Raw genomic sequence first — 15,749 nt, 5'->3', positions numbered from 1 at the left:
CCATTGCATAGATACAATTCTCCGCTCCCCCTTCAACTTATCAATTATACATCATTCAAGAGTATATCCTTAAGCTAAAAGTTCTAATTTTTTAACATCTTATATTGTAAAAAGCGCCCGGATCAGGCGGCACACTCACCACTTGATCCAAACGCTTTTTAATAACCTTACCGATTAATGATTCCATTCCGTCAATTTACGACTTCACTACACAACACCTGAAGTTTGGCTCGAATATCCTTGAACTCTTCAATACCCGTGCCAGTGATACTGTACCCTTCACTATGTGCAGTCAGAAAGTTGTCCAGCGTCAGCTTTTCCAATTCCTGTTTCACTTCGCGTTCTCCTACACGATACCCCATGTCTTCCAGTCCGAGCAGCATCTCCGAGATCGTCACATCTTTATCATGTGCACAATAAAGCATGTGAATTCCTATGAACAAGTTCTGTACATCGGCGCGCATATTCCACTCCTTCTGGCTACAAAGCCTTCGGTATTTACTCTTGCATTACCCTATGACAGTTCATTGGAAACATCATCGTAAGGGCTCAACACTTTATACAGATCATAGCGTACTACAAAATATTACAAAACAATGTTGTGTCTTGACGTACCCCGCATAGCTGTACTATGTTGTTAGTTACAGTTATGGTTTCATATTGACTTTAAAGTACAGGAAGGTGATGCTTCATGTTTCAAGCTATGCCATATGATGGAACGCGCAGCGAGCAGTTTGAAGCCGTTCTAACCCAACTCGAAGCATTGATGAAGGACGAACCAAGTGCTACAGCCAATCTAGCTAATGCTTCGGCACTGCTTAAACACGCTATGCCGGATACGAATTGGGCTGGATTTTATTTATTTGACGGTAAGGAGCTAGTACTTGGACCCTTTCAAGGCCTCCCTGCATGCATTCGAATTCCACTATCCCGCGGGGTGTGCGGAACGGCAGCAGCAGAGCGACGCACGCTTGTAGTAGGAGATGTACATGCATTCCCAGGTCATATTGCCTGTGATGCAGCCTCTAACAGCGAGATTGTTGTTCCTTTAATAAAGGATGACCGCTTGCTTGGCGTACTCGATATCGATAGTCCGCTCAAGGATCGCTTTGATGATGAAGAACGCCGGTTTCTGGAGCGGTTCGCAGCATTAGTATCGGAAGCTATCTAAAAAATCCTCTCACAAATATATACTTTCTGATAGGTCAAGCATAAACGCCTTCGTCGTCCTCATAAGGACGGTAAGCGTTTATGCGAGAAATATAAGACATAAAGTATGGTGTGAAACTTATACTTTATGTCTTATATATTTTTAAAAAAGCTGTCTTATTTGTAGGAGTTACCTACTTATAAGACAGCTTTTTTCCGATGGCTTACAGTCGAACTGGGCTTATATTCCAAATCTCTGCCGCATAACGACTAATTGTATTATCGCTGGAGAATTTACCGGAATGACCAATGTTAATAATGGACTTCTTTAGCCATTCCTGTCGGTTACGATATGCCCGATCAATTTCAACGTGCGTCTCAACGTAACTAGCGAAATCTTTAAGCACAAAGAATTCATCGTTATTATCCAGAAGAGAATGGAAGATGCTCTCAAACTCCGTAGCATGACAACATATAGGTCCTGGTTTGATTAACTGATCCAGTACTTCTTTCACACGACTATCCCCATTGTAAATGTCACGCGCATGATAACCGCCATGTTGGTAGTAATCCATGACCTGCTCGGCACGAAGTCCGAACAGGAACATATTGTTGTCCCCCACCATCTCATGCATTTCCACATTAGCGCCATCCATCGTACCTACCGTCAATGCACCATTCATCATAAACTTCATATTCCCGGTGCCTGATGCTTCTTTGCTGGCGGTAGAAATCTGCTCACTGATATCCGCCGCAGGAATGATCTTTTCTGCTAGGGATACCGAATAATTTTCAAGGAAAAAGATACGAATCTTTCCTTTAACATCCGGATCTTTGTTGACTACCTCTGCAACTGTATTAATTAATTTGATAATCCGCTTCGCCAGATGATAGCTTGGTGCTGCCTTTGCTCCGAATATAAACGTGCGTGGGACCATATCCATCGAAGGATTATCTTTGATTTGATTATACAAATGCAGAATATGCAAAATATTAAGCAACTGGCGTTTGTAGGCATGCAGACGTTTCACCTGTACATCAAAGATAGAATCGGGGTCTACATGTACCGAATGCTTACTATAGATGTACTCTGCAAGACGCAACTTATTCTGACGCTTAATACTGGCTACTTGTTCCTGGAAGGAAGCATCTTCACAATATTTAATCAAGCCAATCATTTCTTGAGGATGACTCACCCAACGGGTCCCTATCGATTGATTGATCAAATTAGCCAGGTCCGGATTGGCATGCAGTAACCAACGCCGATGGGTAATTCCGTTGGTCTTATTATTAAACCGGTGTGGGTACATTTCATTAAAAAGTCGCATTTCGCGCTTCATTAATATTTCTGTATGCAGCGCCGCTACTCCATTGACACTATGGCTAGCTACAATGGCCAGATGAGCCATCCGGACCTGATCATCATGAATAATCGCCATCTGTGCAATTCGATCCTGATCACCCGGATAACGACTCATAAGCTCGCCACAGAAACGCGCATTGATCTCTTCAATAATTAGAAAAATACGTGGCAGTAGCTCCCTAACCATTTGAATAGGCCATTTCTCAAGCGCTTCACTCAGAATAGTGTGATTGGTATAAGAGACCATACGCGTCGTGATACTCCATGCCTCATCCCATCCTAAGCCATGTACATCCATCAGAATCCTCATCAATTCAGGAATCACCAGCGTTGGATGTGTATCATTAATATGAAGAGCTACCTTGTCTGGCAGCGATTCAATAGGGAGCCCAAGCTTGGCATAAGTTCGCAAAATACTTTGCAGCCCCGCGCTGCAGAGGAAATACTGCTGCTTCAAGCGAAGCAGCTTGCCTTCGTATTGAGAGTCATCTGGATACAGGAACTCCGAAATGGATTCTACAGAACGCTTATACTCCAGAAACTTATGATAATCCGTCCCAGCAAAGGAACCAAAGGTTCTAGAAGGCTGTGTAATGGATTCCGCACTCCAGTTTCGCAGTGTATTCACATGCCGGCGGTCTGCCCCAATGATAGGAACATCATATGGAACTGCACGAACGGCCTCATACTGACTATGCTCAAAGATAAGCCGCCCGTTCTCTTCGCGGGTCTCAATAACCCCCCAGAACCTAACTTCAACCTGCTTGTCTTCGCGGCGCACTTCCCATACATTATCATTCTGCAGCCAGTAATCAGGCAGTTCCACCTGATACCCATCGACGATCTTCTGCTCGAACAGGCCATATTTATACCGTATGCCGCAGCCATGTCCTGCATATTGCAGAGAGGCGAGTGAATCCAGGAAACAAGCGGCCAAACGACCTAGACCTCCATTCCCTAACCCAGCATCCGCCTCCTCCTCCTCGATATCCTGCAAACAGAAGCCAAGGTCCGCTAAGCCTTCACGTACTACTTCCAGTACGCCCATATTCAGCAGATTGTTCCCCAGAAGCCTACCGATCAAGAACTCCATTGAAAAATAGTAAACCTGCTTATCTTTATCGATCTTATATTTCTGGTTGGTTTCTGCCCAATTTTTCCCGGCGTTCTCGCGTATCATGTTGCCTAGTATTTTATAGACATCGGCATTCGAGGCTTCCTCAAGTGGTTTACCTAATTTACCTATGAGGGTCTCACGGAATACCTGTTTGAAAGATTCTTTATCGTTAAACAACAGTAGGTCCTCCTGACAAATGCTTTTTTTAGAAGTGCAGTAGACTGTGCCATTAGATCAGATAGGTTAATACTGCTTAGTTCATCTAATCCAGTCGTTAGATCTTGCTGCTCTTGGCGATGACGAATGGACGCTTGCTATCTCCAACAAGAATTCGATTCTTACTCAAGTGTACGTCTTTATCCATAATCACGTTCTCAATGACTGCATTCTCTTCAATGACGCACTTTTGCATAATTACAGAGTTGATGATTTTCGCGCCCTTACGTATTTGAACCCCCCGGAAAATCACGCTGTTCTCCACGGTTCCACCAATAATGCAGCCGTTAGCCACCAGTGAATTGCTGACATTAGCACTCTCCAAGTATCGGGTTGGAGCCTCATATTTAATCTTCGTCTGTACCGGACTTTCTTTGAACAAACTGAAGTAATTCTCCTGCTGGAGCAGTTCCAAACTGTTCTTATAATAACTCTCTAATGAATTAATTACGGCATGATAGCCATGATATTCGTATGCGGCAATATTAAATTTGTGTCGGTTCTTCTGAATTACATCACGAAAAAAATAACTCTCTCCATGCGCAATGCAATGCTCCACCTGCTCCAAGAACAGTTTCTTCTCCATAATGAAGATATCCAGATATAAATTAGGATGGTCCTTCTCATGATGGATATTGGTTACCTTATTCTCTTCATCTACTTCAATACGCTGGCATAGATCATGCTCTGGCTGCAGTTCCTCAATCTTTTTATACACTACTGTAACGTCGGCGCCCTTCTCCAGATGGTAGCTGTACAAGTCTTGGAGGTCGATCGTATTGATATGCTGGCTGCCGGAAAACACGATATATTTAGCAGATCCCCGTTTAAAAAGATCCAAATTGTTATGATAATGCTGTAAGTCCCCGAGAGAAGTATCCGTTGGATCGTTCCAGTCCGGAGGCAAAATGAATAGGCCCCCATGTTTGCGGTTCATATCCCAGGATTTACCGTCACCCAGATGGTCCATTAGAGAACGGTATTTACGGCGGACGAACAGACCGACGCTCTCTAAGTCTGCACGCATCATATTAGAAAGCACGAAATCAATCAACCGATAACGACTGGCAAAAGGTACGGCTGCACCACAGCGGAAATAAGTGAGTTCATTTAGTTTATCGAGTTCATGATCCAGATTAATTACACCCATGAGTTGCTTCATCGGAATCCACCGTCCTCTTATAATTTATAAGAAAGTATAAGTTTCACCATATACTTTATCCTTATAAATCTCGCATAAACGCTTACCGTCCTTAGAAGGACGCCGAAGGCGTTTTAGCTTGATTATATGGTTTTGGCTACAACTGATTTTCGCTTCTTGCTTTTATTGTCGATCAGCAGAATTTCATTCTCATTCTCCCGTTCGATGCCTATTTCCATATAATCGTCGATTACCGTATTCTCGCTTATAATCGCTTTATGAATGCGTACGTTCTTGCCAATCTTAACCTTAGGCATAATCACAGAGTCCGTAATTACACTTCCCTCACCCACTTCTACGCCATAAAAAAGGACCGAGTGATTCACTTCGCCATGCACAATGCAGCCTTCATTAATAATGCAGCCTGACACTTTCGCCCCAGGGGCGACATATTGGGCAGGTTGATTCGGATTACGTGTAAAAATGCGCCAGCTGGGATCGTTTAGATTAAGCGGTGGGGTATCGCTCAGCAAATCCATATTTGCTTCCCATAAGCTGGTTACAGTACCTACATCTCTCCAATATCCTTCAAAAGGGTACGCAAATAAGGAGTTTCCGTCCTCCAGCATTAAAGGAATGATATCCTTGCCGAAGTCATGGGATGATCCTACATTCTCCCCGTCCTCCAGTAGATGCTTACGAAGAATCTCCCATTTAAAAATATACACACCCATAGAAGCTAGTGTGCTTTTGGGCTGAGAGGGCTTCTCCTCAAATTCGTAAATCTTCAGATCGTCCTCCGTATTCAAAATTCCAAATCGGCTGGCTTCCTCCAGCGGAACGTCAATTACAGAAATCGTGCAATCGGCGTTTCTTTCCTTGTGGTACTGAAGCATAGCGTGATAATCCATTTTATAAATGTGATCACCGGACAAAATAAGAACATGCTCTGGATCGAACTGATCCACAAACTTAAGATTCCGATAAATCGCATCGGCTGTTCCCCGATACCAACTGCTTCCATTCTCGCGTTCATGCGGTGGTAATACGAATACCCCACCGTTCTTACGGTTCAAATCCCAATCACTGCCTACTCCGATGTAAGAATGCAGGATAAGCGGCTCATATTGAGTCAGCACACCAACTGTATCGATACCTGAATTGGAGCAGTTACTTAGAGGGAAGTCGATGATCCGATAGGTCCCTCCAAAATAGACAGCGGGCTTGGCAAGCGATTTGGTTAAACCTTTCAATCTTTTGCCTTGGCCTCCAGCCAATAGCATGGCTACCATTTCCTTTTTCTTCATGGAAAAGCCTCCCTTGACTTATGGGTGATATGAAGTTCAGCAAGCACAGGTTGAATGAACAGAAGTTCCAGAAAGAAGTGAAATCATAGGAAATACACTTGAAAGAAATGAGCCTTGATAGGAAGATGGACAAAGTTGAATAAAACGTGGAAGGAAATATAACACGATCGGATGATCTAACCTAAAATGGGAATCTTCCGCCAAAATCAGGAGATTATCCTTATTGTAAAGTGTTCTATATCCGCCGTCAAAACCCTTTTATCACATTTTCGAAAATCCGAATTTTTTAACCTTGTTTGTTATTAAACACATTAATATTACTTATAACTAAATTAACCCCTTTGAATCAGCACGAAAGAAAAAATGACTCATTTAATCGTAATGCATAGGGACGGATCTTCAGCAAACATTCAACCGAATATGTCATAATGTAGCTATCTATCACTGATTTGGAGGTACCTATAATGAAAGCAGCCCAAGGCGTTCGACTACTGCTCGTAGATGATGAGCCTCATATACTACAATTTCTGGAGCTAGGTCTCCTTAACGAAGGGTTTGAAGTCAGAACCGCACCCGACGGGATCACAGCTATCTCTGTCGCTGCTGAGTTCAAGCCACATGTAGCCATCCTAGATGTCATGATGCCCGGCATGGATGGATTCGAGTTATGTCATTACCTTCGCTCGGAAGAGACGGAAATTGCCGTCATTATGCTGACTGCAAAGGATGAAGTGGACGATCGGGTCAAGGGACTCACTATTGGTGCTGACGATTATATGGTCAAGCCCTTTAGCTTCGACGAATTGCTTGCCCGAATTCAAGCGCGGCTACGCAATCAGTTTCCGGGTCTGCTAGGGGAGGTCCGCTGCGGTCCATTCCGCATTGACAGCCGCCGAAAAGAAATTCGTTTCAAGGAAGAAGTGCTTGAACTCTCCCCCACGGAATACGAGTTACTGCAGTATCTCGTTATTAATCACGGTCTTGTACTGAGTAAGCCCATGATTCTTGATAAGGTGTGGGGCTATGATTTTGGCGGTGAGGAAAATATCGTTGAGGTCTATATCCGTTCGCTTCGCGAGAAGCTCGGGGATAAGGAGCACCGTATTATCCGTACCCTGCGGGGAGCAGGCTACCGGGTAGATCTATGAGTACGCGCATCTCTAAATGGTTTCGTAAGCTGCCTGCACCACGTTCCCTGCGCAAGCAGCTGCTAGCCATTTCACTGCTCATTCTATCAGGATTGCTGCTACTAATCGGAGTACTACAATATATACTCATGAGAGATTTCATATACAGCAATAGAGCGGAGTCTATGGAAGCGCAAATACGTTCTGTTCCTCGTGAGATGTTTTTCAACTTTTTCAATTCCTATGACGAGGACATCACAACTCCGAATGAGGGAAACACCGAGCATAGTAGCAATCTCCCTTTGGGAAGAGAAGGCATGAATAAAATGCCAAGCGAACTTCGAACTGGCGAGAATAGGCGTCCGCTTCTGCTTGATGCCCACACGACCCTCGCCATGTACAGCTCGGAGGGTATCTTCCGGGATTTACAGCAAATGACCCTCTCGGATATAGCTGCACCAAGACTGACAAACGAACAATACGATGCTCTGTTTACTCACACCACCGATAGCGCAACAGGAAATTATAAGCTCATCCAAGCTGAAGACGGCACTGAGCATCTAGCGATATTCATGAATCTCTATAGACCCGGAAATACTAGACTGCTGGTACAAATGAGTGTGAGTACGGGGCCATTGACGGATGTGATCATGCAGCAGCTGCTGATCTACGCAGGCTTGTCAGTGATTGCTTTAATGGCTGGCTTCTTCCTATACTTGCCTGCTCTTCGAAAGACGCTGGTCCCTCTTTCAAACATGGGAGAGTCCGCCCAGATCATTGATGCCGGCAATCTGGATATTCGGTTTCCAATTAATCAAGGACAGGCCGAAATCGACAAGCTGGCTCTTTCATTCAATGGTATGCTCGAGCGTCTCGAAATATCCTTTCATAATGAACGGGAAGCCAAGGAACAGATGCGTCGCTTCGCTGCAGATGCTTCTCACGAGCTGAGAACGCCGCTGACCTCGATCCACGGCTTTCTGGAGGTCTTACTGCGTGGTGCCGCGGATAATAAAGAACAGCTGTACAATTCATTGCGAAGCATGCATGGCGAATCGAAACGAATCAACAAGCTGGTAGAGGATTTACTTCTACTCGCTCGAATGGATGGCGCCCCTCAACTGCGGATGACAGACTTACTCCTCGGAGAAGTGATTTCCGAAATGAAGCCACATCTGCTCTTGTTGGCGGATCAGCGTAAGGTTACCTTTGATATCTCCTATGGTATCCGTGGGAAATATGAGCCCAATAAGATTAAGCAGGTGATTCTGAATCTGTTCCACAATGCAGTTCAGCATACGGATGCCGAATCTGGCACCATACATCTCTCTTTACATGCTAGAGAACATGAGGCCGTTCTAACGGTACGGGACAACGGCTGCGGGGTCTCTGCGGAGCATATCCCGCATATCTTCGATCGCTTCTACCGCAGTGATTCCTCTCGCACACGTAAATACGGTGGATCCGGACTCGGCCTTTCTATTACCAAGTCTATCGTCGAGGCACATCACGGCAAGATTAGTGTAAGCAGCACCCTCGGTGAGGGAACAACCTTTAGGGTAACCCTGCCTTGTGAGGAAGGATTAGCCAAGAGAGAGTAACAACCGTTATAATAGGTGATAGACTTAAGCCCATGTCTACGATGCCAGTTTTGCTATGTTGTCCATTCTAAGGAGCCACGCTCCGCAAAACTTAAGCGTATGCTTACGATGCCAGTTTTGCTATGTTGTCCATTCTGAGGAGCATCGCTCCGCAAAACTTTGAGGAGGTCAAAAAAATGTACGAAATCGCCGTAATTGGAGCCGGCCCTGCCGGTGCAAGCGCAGCCCTGTTCGCCGCCAAGGCGGGCAAAAAAACGCTGCTGATCGACAATGATAAGGGCATGACCCGCAGAGGATGGTTCGAGAACTTTTATGGAATTTCCGAAGTAGGCGGTCCTGATCTCGTAGAAACCGGACATAAGCAAGCCGTTAAATTTGGCGCTGAGCTGGTTTCAGAACAAGCTATCAACCTCACATCCAGCGGCAACGGATTCGTGATTGAAACCGAAGACGGAATCATTTATGAAGCGAAGCATGTCATTCTTGCAACGGGTGCCCTTACGGATCTAGCCGCTAAAGCTGGCGTGGAGACAAAAGATGGTACAGAGCCTAGAATCAAAACTGTAGTCGCTGTTGATGCAGAAGGCAAAACAAATATCCCAGGCATTTGGGCTGCAGGTACCGTTGCCGGAGTAAGTGTACATGCCATTATTACAGCAGGTGATGGCGCGAAGGTAGCGATCAATGTGATAAGTGAGCTGAACGGTGCACGTTACGTGGATCATGATGTGCTAAAGGCTTAACCAATGACTTAAAACATAGATCCGGAGACGATTCTTAGGAATCTGTCCTCCGGATTTTTTATATCGCAAAATATAACTGCACTTGGTGCAGCTATTTCATACTTTAGCTCCCCTATGACTTTTTTAAGTGTAGTTTGTGCAACTAAAACCAGTCGAAAAGTGTATTTCCGGCAGCGTCAAGAAGTTTGTGTAAGAGAGTAGAAGGTAACTTCTCGGGTGTTCGTTAGTTAGTGCAGATGTTCCTTGGGGCGGGGGCCCCGCCCCAAGGGAAAAGGGAATTCGAGCTACTTGTTTTACTCTGCCTGCGGTGGATATCGTGCTTCAAACATCTCATTTAGTTTCTTCTTTACTTCTAGATCGCCGAAACCGCGAATGACCCGTTCGCTAAAGCGTTCGTTGTAGTCCATCACGTCGAGGTAAACAATTTTCTCTGCTGCATCCATATTCGTGAGGCTATTCATGGGTTTCAGACGCTTTCGGATTTCCTTGTTCATTCGTTCAATTGGATTGGACGTGTAGATGGCTTCCTTTATGAGCGCAGGATACTTGTAAAAGGTCAGCAGCGTTGGCAACTGTTCTTCCCAAGACCGCATTTCTTTCGGGTAGAGCTTGCCCCATTTGGCCTTCACCGTGTCAAACGCAGCCCGAGCCAGATCGTGGTCTGCAGCCGTGTAGATCGTCTTCAGATCTTCAATGACTTCCGTTTTGTGCTGAATCCGAATTTTCGGGAAGGTCGAACGCACTTTGTGGACGATACAATGCTGCACATCCGCCTTCGGATAAGTTTCACGGAACGCTGCATCGAGTCCCGGAAGCCCATCAAACACGCCCAGCAAGACTTCCTGGACACCACGGTCGTAGAGGTCTTTGAGCACCTCGCGCCAGCCGTTTGCGCTCTCCTGGCCGCCTACGTAAAAGCCAAGGATCTGGCGGTGACCGTCTTCGTCGATCCCCATGGCGAAATAAACGACTTCTCCGCTAACGGTGCTGCGCTTGAGTTTCACATATAGGCCATCCAGGTAGATAACGGAGTAGCGTTTGTTTAACGGGCGCTTCTGCCACTGATGAATGTCGTCAAGTACCGTAGCTGTAATGTTGCTAACGGTCGTGGGTGAATAGTGGCTGCCGAACATACTTTCAATGAACCGGGCCACATCTCGCGTTCCCATACCACTTTTGTACATCTGGATGACAGCCTCCTCTAGCCATCCATCTCGCCGCTGGTAGGGCTCGAACAACTGCGTTTGGAAGGCTCCTTGACGGTCCCTAGGAACGGCCAGATCCTCTACATTTCCGTATTTCGTGTGTAGATCCCGGGTGTAGTATCCGTTGCGGCTGTTGTGGTTCCCGGCTTCTTCACTGGTCATGAATTGCTGGATTTCCGCTTTCATAATGGACTCTAGATTATCTTTTACAAATTGGGTGACAAGATTTTCAAATAGATTATTTAACATGTTTTCGGGTAGAATAGTCATCGAGTAGGGTTCCTTTCTTAGTGGACTTCGACAATCCCGAGAATACCCTACTTTTTTGTTGCCTGACTAGGCTCCAAATCTTGGTACACAACTTACTTTACGCCATCGTATTTCCGTTGGATTACGAAGAAATAAGTGTATCAAGTGCAACTAAGTCGATACATAGCCGAATGATACACTTTTTAATTGTATAAAGTACACTTATCTGCTCACTCTCTTTACGCGTCACGCAAAAAAACTGCCCCAAACCAACCTAATCTCACCGCTGAATAACGATGTTCTGGTCGTTTGGAACAGTTTCCTTCAATCCCTAGCGTGTACCCCAAGGTAACGCCCCCACTTCTTCACTTTCCCTCAGAGTAGCCGCCAGCTTCTGCAAATACGGAACTAGCAATGGACGCAGCTCCTCACGCATCAAACCGACCTCCAGAGTAGCCTGAATATAGCCAAATTTATCGCCGATATCATAACGTTGTCCGATTAAATCCAACGCCAGCAGACCTTCATTACGACATACCTCGTGCAAAGCATCTGTCAGCTGATATTCGCCGCCTGCCCCACGCTCAAGCTTAGCCAGCACCGAAAATATCGAAGGCTCCAAAATATAACGCCCCATAATCGCATTCTCTGAAGGTGCAGTTTCTGGGGAGGGTTTTTCTACTAAGCCTTTTACTTCGTGAACGCCTTGTAAAGAACCGCTAGATGAAATAATCCCGTATTTATGAACCTCCTGCCGAGGCACCTGCTGAACACCGACGATGGTCTTCTCCTCATGTTCATACAGTCTCATCATTTGCAGTAGCGCCGGGTCCTCCGAGACCATGATATCGTCACCGAGCAGAACAGCGAAAGGCTCATCTCCAATGAACTGTTCCGCACAAAGGATAGCGTGACCTAGTCCTAGCGGCTCTTTTTGCCGAATGTAATGAATGCTGGCCAGTTCGCTAATCGCTTGGACTTCACGAAGCAGCTCCTCTTTTCCTTTTTCCAAAAGCGTCTGTTCCAGTTCCACTGATTTATCGAAATGATCTTCAATCGACTTTTTGTTGCGGCCCGTCACGATAATGATGCTCTCAATGCCGGATCGAACAGCTTCTTCTACGATATATTGTATCGCCGGTTTATCCACTATGGGCAGCATTTCCTTTGGCTGAGCCTTAGTTGCAGGCAAGAATCGAGTGCCTAAGCCCGCGGCGGGAATAACCGCTTTTCTAATCTTCACGATGAATCCCTCCCTTGCAGTTATTAACGATGAATGGCTTGCTGCTCGCGAACGCTCTGCTGCTCCTTACCCCCATAGAACTCTTGGACAATATAGAGCGGACGTCCCTTTGTCTCATCATAAATCCGGCCGACATACTCACCCAGAATCCCTAACATAATGAGTACAAACCCATTAAAGGTTAGTGTAATCCCAATCATGGATGCCCAGCCCTTAACGGCTGAGTCCGTAAAAATCACCAGATAAAGCACGTACATCAGATATAGAAAACCAGAAGCCGACAGCAATGCGCCAAGATATCCTGCCAGCTTCAGCGGCTTATAAGAGAAGGAAGTAATTCCATCCATAGAGAGCTTGATCATGCGCTTCAATGGATATTTTGTCTCTCCAGCCAGTCGTTCATCACGCTCATATTCAATAGCTTTTTGACGGAAACCGACCCAGCTGACCAGGCCGCGAACGAATCGATTCTTCTCTGGCAGACGTTTGAGCTCTTCACATACTTTACGATCTATGAGACGAAAATCCCCCGTATCCACAGGGATAGAAATGTCAGTTGAATAACGAAGCACTCTATAAAAGAGGCTGGCCGTCCACTTTTTGAACAAGGATTCTCCATTTCGCTTGATCCTTTTGGCATATACAACTTCATAACCCTGCTTCCATTCCGCAATCATGTCCAGAATCAGTTCCGGCGGATCTTGCAAATCGGCATCAATAATGACGACTGCATCCCCTAGGGCATAATCCATCCCAGCTGTAATAGCGATCTGATGCCCAAAGTTACGCGATAAATCGATCAGCTTCACACTTTCATCCCAGTAACTGTATTCCTCAATCATCTGGGCACAATTGTCTGTGCTGCCGTCATTCACAAAGATCAGCTCATACACTTCACCCGTCAAACCCATTACTTTTTTGATCCGGCGATAAGTCTCCTGAATAACCGCCTCTTCGTTAAACATCGGTATAACAATGGAATAGCGCACGTTGGTACTCATGAGCAGCTCCTCCTTAAATTTGAATAATGAAGCGTGTTAGATTCATCTCATAACACGCCTCATATTATGAACATTCGCCTAATTTAAAGTGACTTTGTATAATGTCCCGCTGTTTCCTGCATCGTTACCTGCCCAATCAGCTGTTGGAACTTCTGTACCATTCTCCGTGATCCAAGTCGTCAACTCGGAGTTCCCCCCGCGTCCACCACCCATACCACCGCTATTGATCAGGAAGTATTTTACCTTTCCACTCTCTACAAAGGCCTTTAAGCTATCTTGGGTATATACGGTGTCTGAGTTAGAAAATCCATTCAGAATTACGACTGAAGCACCCTTATCAACGATATACGGAGCTGCTGTACCATAATCTAAGGTAGCAAAAAGATAAGGCTCACCCGTATTGTTTTCCTCCAAATAGGACAACAGACTCTCATTCGCACTTGTGGCGCTATTACGTCCAAAATTGCTTGAGTTGCCGCCCATCCCCCCTTTACCCTCACTACTGCTCGGGCCTGCCTCAGGGGTTTGACTGTTCAAGCCATAAGTAATTGGAGTAGCTGCCCAGTAGAGCGGCCCAATTAACAATACTAATACGGCTGTTATGCCTGTCGCATAAATAAAGGACTTCTTCTTGCCTTTAAGAACTAACAGCACCAGTGAAACCACTATGCCTGCAGCTAAAATACCAATGGACCAGCCACTGCCAATTGTATCGTCATAAGGATGAACAATGTACCACTCGAAACCTGCTGTAACCAGTGTTGCAGCGGGCAATAGCCAAGACAGCCAACCAGAGTGCTCGCGATATAGCGTCCACAGCTTTGACCATCCTGCACCAACTAGCGCAGCAATTGGCGGAGCCATCATCACCAGATAATATTGATGGAAGAAACCTGCGATACTGAAAAATCCCATAACGGGCACCAGCCATGCTAACCAGAAGATCACTTCCTTATGAGCTTGGGTAAAGTTCCTTCTCCGCAGATTGGCAAATAATCCAATGCAACCAAGCAATACGAAAGGTAGCAGCCAGCTAGCCTGTCCTGACAGCTCTGATTGGAACAGTCGCAGCGGGCCTGCTGTTCCCGTATTGAACATCCCGCCTCCACCGCCACTCATGCCGCCGCGATCTCCTCGCCCGCCGCCGTCGTCGCCTCCGAATTGCCGACCTTGATTGTCTGATCCACTAGGAGGTTGACCTGGTGAGCCTCCATCATCCTCGCCAGTCTGGCTATTCGTAGGCGAATTTGTGCCTTGCTGACCCGAAAATGCTCCACGTCCACCATCCGTGCCATTATTACCGCCTGCCCCATTCATGGCGGGCATCTCGCCATTCATGTTTGGCATTTCACCATTCATATTCGGCATCTCGCCCCCGTTCATAGGAGGCATCCCACCTCCGCCGCCTGTCCCGCGATCCCCTGTCAATCGGGCAACGCCATTATAACCAAAGGCAAGATTCAACACTGAATTCGTGCCGCTACTGCCGATATAAGGCCGTTTGCTGGCGGGAATCGAATCCACAATCACTGCCCAGGATAAGGAGACTACAAGCAATATTGCTGTGGAGGCCGCCAACACCCCCGTCTTCCTCTTCCAGTTCACTTTGGCAGCCAAGACATAGAAGAGATAAAAAGCCGGTAGAACCATGTATGCCTGCAGCATCTTCTCATTAAACCCAACACCGATTAATGCAAATGCGGTGAGAAGACTGCCCATCTTGTTGCTCTTCGTTCCTTTGAATAGAAACCATGCCGCGAGCAGCAGTGTAAACACTAGCAATGCATCAATATTGTTTGTCCGGCTGACAGCTGCTGCTACCGGAGTAGTCGCCATGACTAATGCTGCTATACGTGCTGCCGCTCTACCGAAGGTAGGCTTTACTAGCAGATATACTAGTAATACAGAACCAACGCCCCCAAGGGCTTGAGGCAGAATCACACTCCAGCCATGCAGCCCGAAAATGAGTGCGCTAAGCGTCTGAATCCAAAAGGTAACCGGTGGTTTATCCACCGTTACTGAACCCGCAGAGTCCAGTGAAGCGAAGAAGAAATTATGAAAATTCTGCAGCATACTTCCCACCGCGGTGGTGTAGTATGTATTCACATAATGGTCATTCCAAACCCCATAACCGTACAAAAAAGCAGCAAGTAATAAAATGAGCCACAGTATAAGATCCGAACTGATTTTTTTGACCCCACTCATCTCCATCCACTCCTATCCTTTGATCATCTATATACCGGCAGTTCTGTGTTCCCGGCTCAATCTTTCCGTAGGTGTATTATTT

General features: G+C 46.0%; 12 protein-coding genes. 4 read left to right on the top strand and 8 right to left on the bottom strand.

All coding sequences use genetic code 11. The features are described from left to right. Window positions 1-191: 191 nt before the first annotated feature. Complete coding sequence (locus tag ACDZ28_RS11350) at window positions 192-464, bottom strand: hypothetical protein (protein WP_042123906.1); 273 nt, start codon at window positions 462-464, stop codon at window positions 192-194. A 227-nt stretch (window positions 465-691) separates the two neighbouring features. Between ACDZ28_RS11350 and ACDZ28_RS11345 the strand changes: the two genes are divergently transcribed. Further along, entirely contained in the window at window positions 692-1,171 is a 480-nt protein-coding gene (locus ACDZ28_RS11345; protein WP_042123904.1) for a GAF domain-containing protein, read from the top strand. Between the two features lie 202 nt (window positions 1,172-1,373). On the opposite strand, the gene ACDZ28_RS11340 is transcribed toward ACDZ28_RS11345, so the two are convergent. The 3 genes from ACDZ28_RS11340 to ACDZ28_RS11330 form a co-directional block, all read right to left on the bottom strand. Continuing rightward, entirely contained in the window at window positions 1,374-3,806 is a 2,433-nt protein-coding gene (locus ACDZ28_RS11340) for a glycogen/starch/alpha-glucan phosphorylase (RefSeq protein ID WP_339289052.1), read from the bottom strand. A 97-nt stretch (window positions 3,807-3,903) separates the two neighbouring features. Continuing rightward, window positions 3,904-5,007: a glucose-1-phosphate adenylyltransferase subunit GlgD gene (gene glgD / locus ACDZ28_RS11335; protein WP_042123900.1), complete on the bottom strand. Its 1,104-nt coding sequence runs from the start codon at window positions 5,005-5,007 to the stop codon at window positions 3,904-3,906. Between the two features lie 122 nt (window positions 5,008-5,129). After that, entirely contained in the window at window positions 5,130-6,293 is a 1,164-nt protein-coding gene (locus tag ACDZ28_RS11330) for a glucose-1-phosphate adenylyltransferase (RefSeq protein WP_042123898.1), read from the bottom strand. Between the two features lie 464 nt (window positions 6,294-6,757). On the opposite strand from ACDZ28_RS11330, the gene ACDZ28_RS11325 reads away from it, so the two are divergent. The 3 genes from ACDZ28_RS11325 to ACDZ28_RS11315 all read left to right on the top strand — a co-directional run bounded on the left by ACDZ28_RS11325 (window position 6,758) and on the right by ACDZ28_RS11315 (window position 9,764). Further along, on the top strand, window positions 6,758-7,441 hold the full coding sequence (locus ACDZ28_RS11325) for a response regulator transcription factor (protein WP_042123896.1): 684 nt from the start codon (window positions 6,758-6,760) through the stop codon (window positions 7,439-7,441). After that, window positions 7,438-9,021: a sensor histidine kinase gene (locus tag ACDZ28_RS11320; RefSeq protein WP_375104705.1), complete on the top strand. Its 1,584-nt coding sequence runs from the start codon at window positions 7,438-7,440 to the stop codon at window positions 9,019-9,021. Before ACDZ28_RS11325 ends, ACDZ28_RS11320 begins: the two co-directional genes overlap by 4 nt. Before the next feature lie 176 nt (window positions 9,022-9,197). Continuing rightward, on the top strand, window positions 9,198-9,764 hold the full coding sequence (locus ACDZ28_RS11315; protein ID WP_042123891.1) for an FAD-dependent oxidoreductase: 567 nt from the start codon (window positions 9,198-9,200) through the stop codon (window positions 9,762-9,764). A 293-nt stretch (window positions 9,765-10,057) separates the two neighbouring features. Here ACDZ28_RS11315 and ACDZ28_RS11310 read toward each other — a convergent pair whose 3' ends face one another. The 4 genes from ACDZ28_RS11310 to ACDZ28_RS11295 all read right to left on the bottom strand — a co-directional run bounded on the left by ACDZ28_RS11310 (window position 10,058) and on the right by ACDZ28_RS11295 (window position 15,667). After that, complete coding sequence (locus ACDZ28_RS11310; RefSeq protein ID WP_375102427.1) at window positions 10,058-11,239, bottom strand: IS256 family transposase; 1,182 nt, start codon at window positions 11,237-11,239, stop codon at window positions 10,058-10,060. Between the two features lie 310 nt (window positions 11,240-11,549). Then, on the bottom strand, window positions 11,550-12,461 hold the full coding sequence (gene galU, locus ACDZ28_RS11305) for a UTP--glucose-1-phosphate uridylyltransferase GalU (RefSeq protein ID WP_375104704.1): 912 nt from the start codon (window positions 12,459-12,461) through the stop codon (window positions 11,550-11,552). 23 nt (window positions 12,462-12,484) lie between these two features. Further along, complete coding sequence (locus ACDZ28_RS11300) at window positions 12,485-13,462, bottom strand: glycosyltransferase family 2 protein (protein ID WP_339289047.1); 978 nt, start codon at window positions 13,460-13,462, stop codon at window positions 12,485-12,487. Window positions 13,463-13,540: 78 nt separating this feature from the next. Then, window positions 13,541-15,667, bottom strand: a complete 2,127-nt coding sequence (locus tag ACDZ28_RS11295; protein ID WP_375104703.1) for a glycosyltransferase family 39 protein — start codon at window positions 15,665-15,667, stop codon at window positions 13,541-13,543. Window positions 15,668-15,749 lie beyond the last annotated feature (82 nt).

The sequence above is a fragment of the Paenibacillus sp. RS8 genome, from assembly GCF_041956825.1.
In the GTDB taxonomy this organism is placed as follows: domain Bacteria; phylum Bacillota; class Bacilli; order Paenibacillales; family Paenibacillaceae; genus Paenibacillus_AQ.
This window is presented reverse-complemented; position numbering and strand designations above follow the sequence as displayed.

What these genes read in the sequence shown, in the direction of transcription:
- ACDZ28_RS11350 (WP_042123906.1), bottom strand. Translation starts at nt 464, where the DNA reads ATGCGCGCCGATGTACAGAACTTGTTCATAGGAATTCACATGCTTTAT.
- ACDZ28_RS11345 (WP_042123904.1), top strand. Translation starts at nt 692, where the DNA reads ATGTTTCAAGCTATGCCATATGATGGAACGCGCAGCGAGCAGTTTGAA.
- glgD (WP_042123900.1), bottom strand. Translation starts at nt 5,007, where the DNA reads ATGAAGCAACTCATGGGTGTAATTAATCTGGATCATGAACTCGATAAA.
- ACDZ28_RS11330 (WP_042123898.1), bottom strand. Translation starts at nt 6,293, where the DNA reads ATGAAGAAAAAGGAAATGGTAGCCATGCTATTGGCTGGAGGCCAAGGC.
- ACDZ28_RS11325 (WP_042123896.1), top strand. Translation starts at nt 6,758, where the DNA reads ATGAAAGCAGCCCAAGGCGTTCGACTACTGCTCGTAGATGATGAGCCT.
- ACDZ28_RS11320 (WP_375104705.1), top strand. Translation starts at nt 7,438, where the DNA reads ATGAGTACGCGCATCTCTAAATGGTTTCGTAAGCTGCCTGCACCACGT.
- ACDZ28_RS11315 (WP_042123891.1), top strand. Translation starts at nt 9,198, where the DNA reads ATGTACGAAATCGCCGTAATTGGAGCCGGCCCTGCCGGTGCAAGCGCA.
- ACDZ28_RS11310 (WP_375102427.1), bottom strand. Translation starts at nt 11,239, where the DNA reads ATGACTATTCTACCCGAAAACATGTTAAATAATCTATTTGAAAATCTT.
- ACDZ28_RS11300 (WP_339289047.1), bottom strand. Translation starts at nt 13,462, where the DNA reads ATGAGTACCAACGTGCGCTATTCCATTGTTATACCGATGTTTAACGAA.
- ACDZ28_RS11295 (WP_375104703.1), bottom strand. Translation starts at nt 15,667, where the DNA reads ATGAGTGGGGTCAAAAAAATCAGTTCGGATCTTATACTGTGGCTCATT.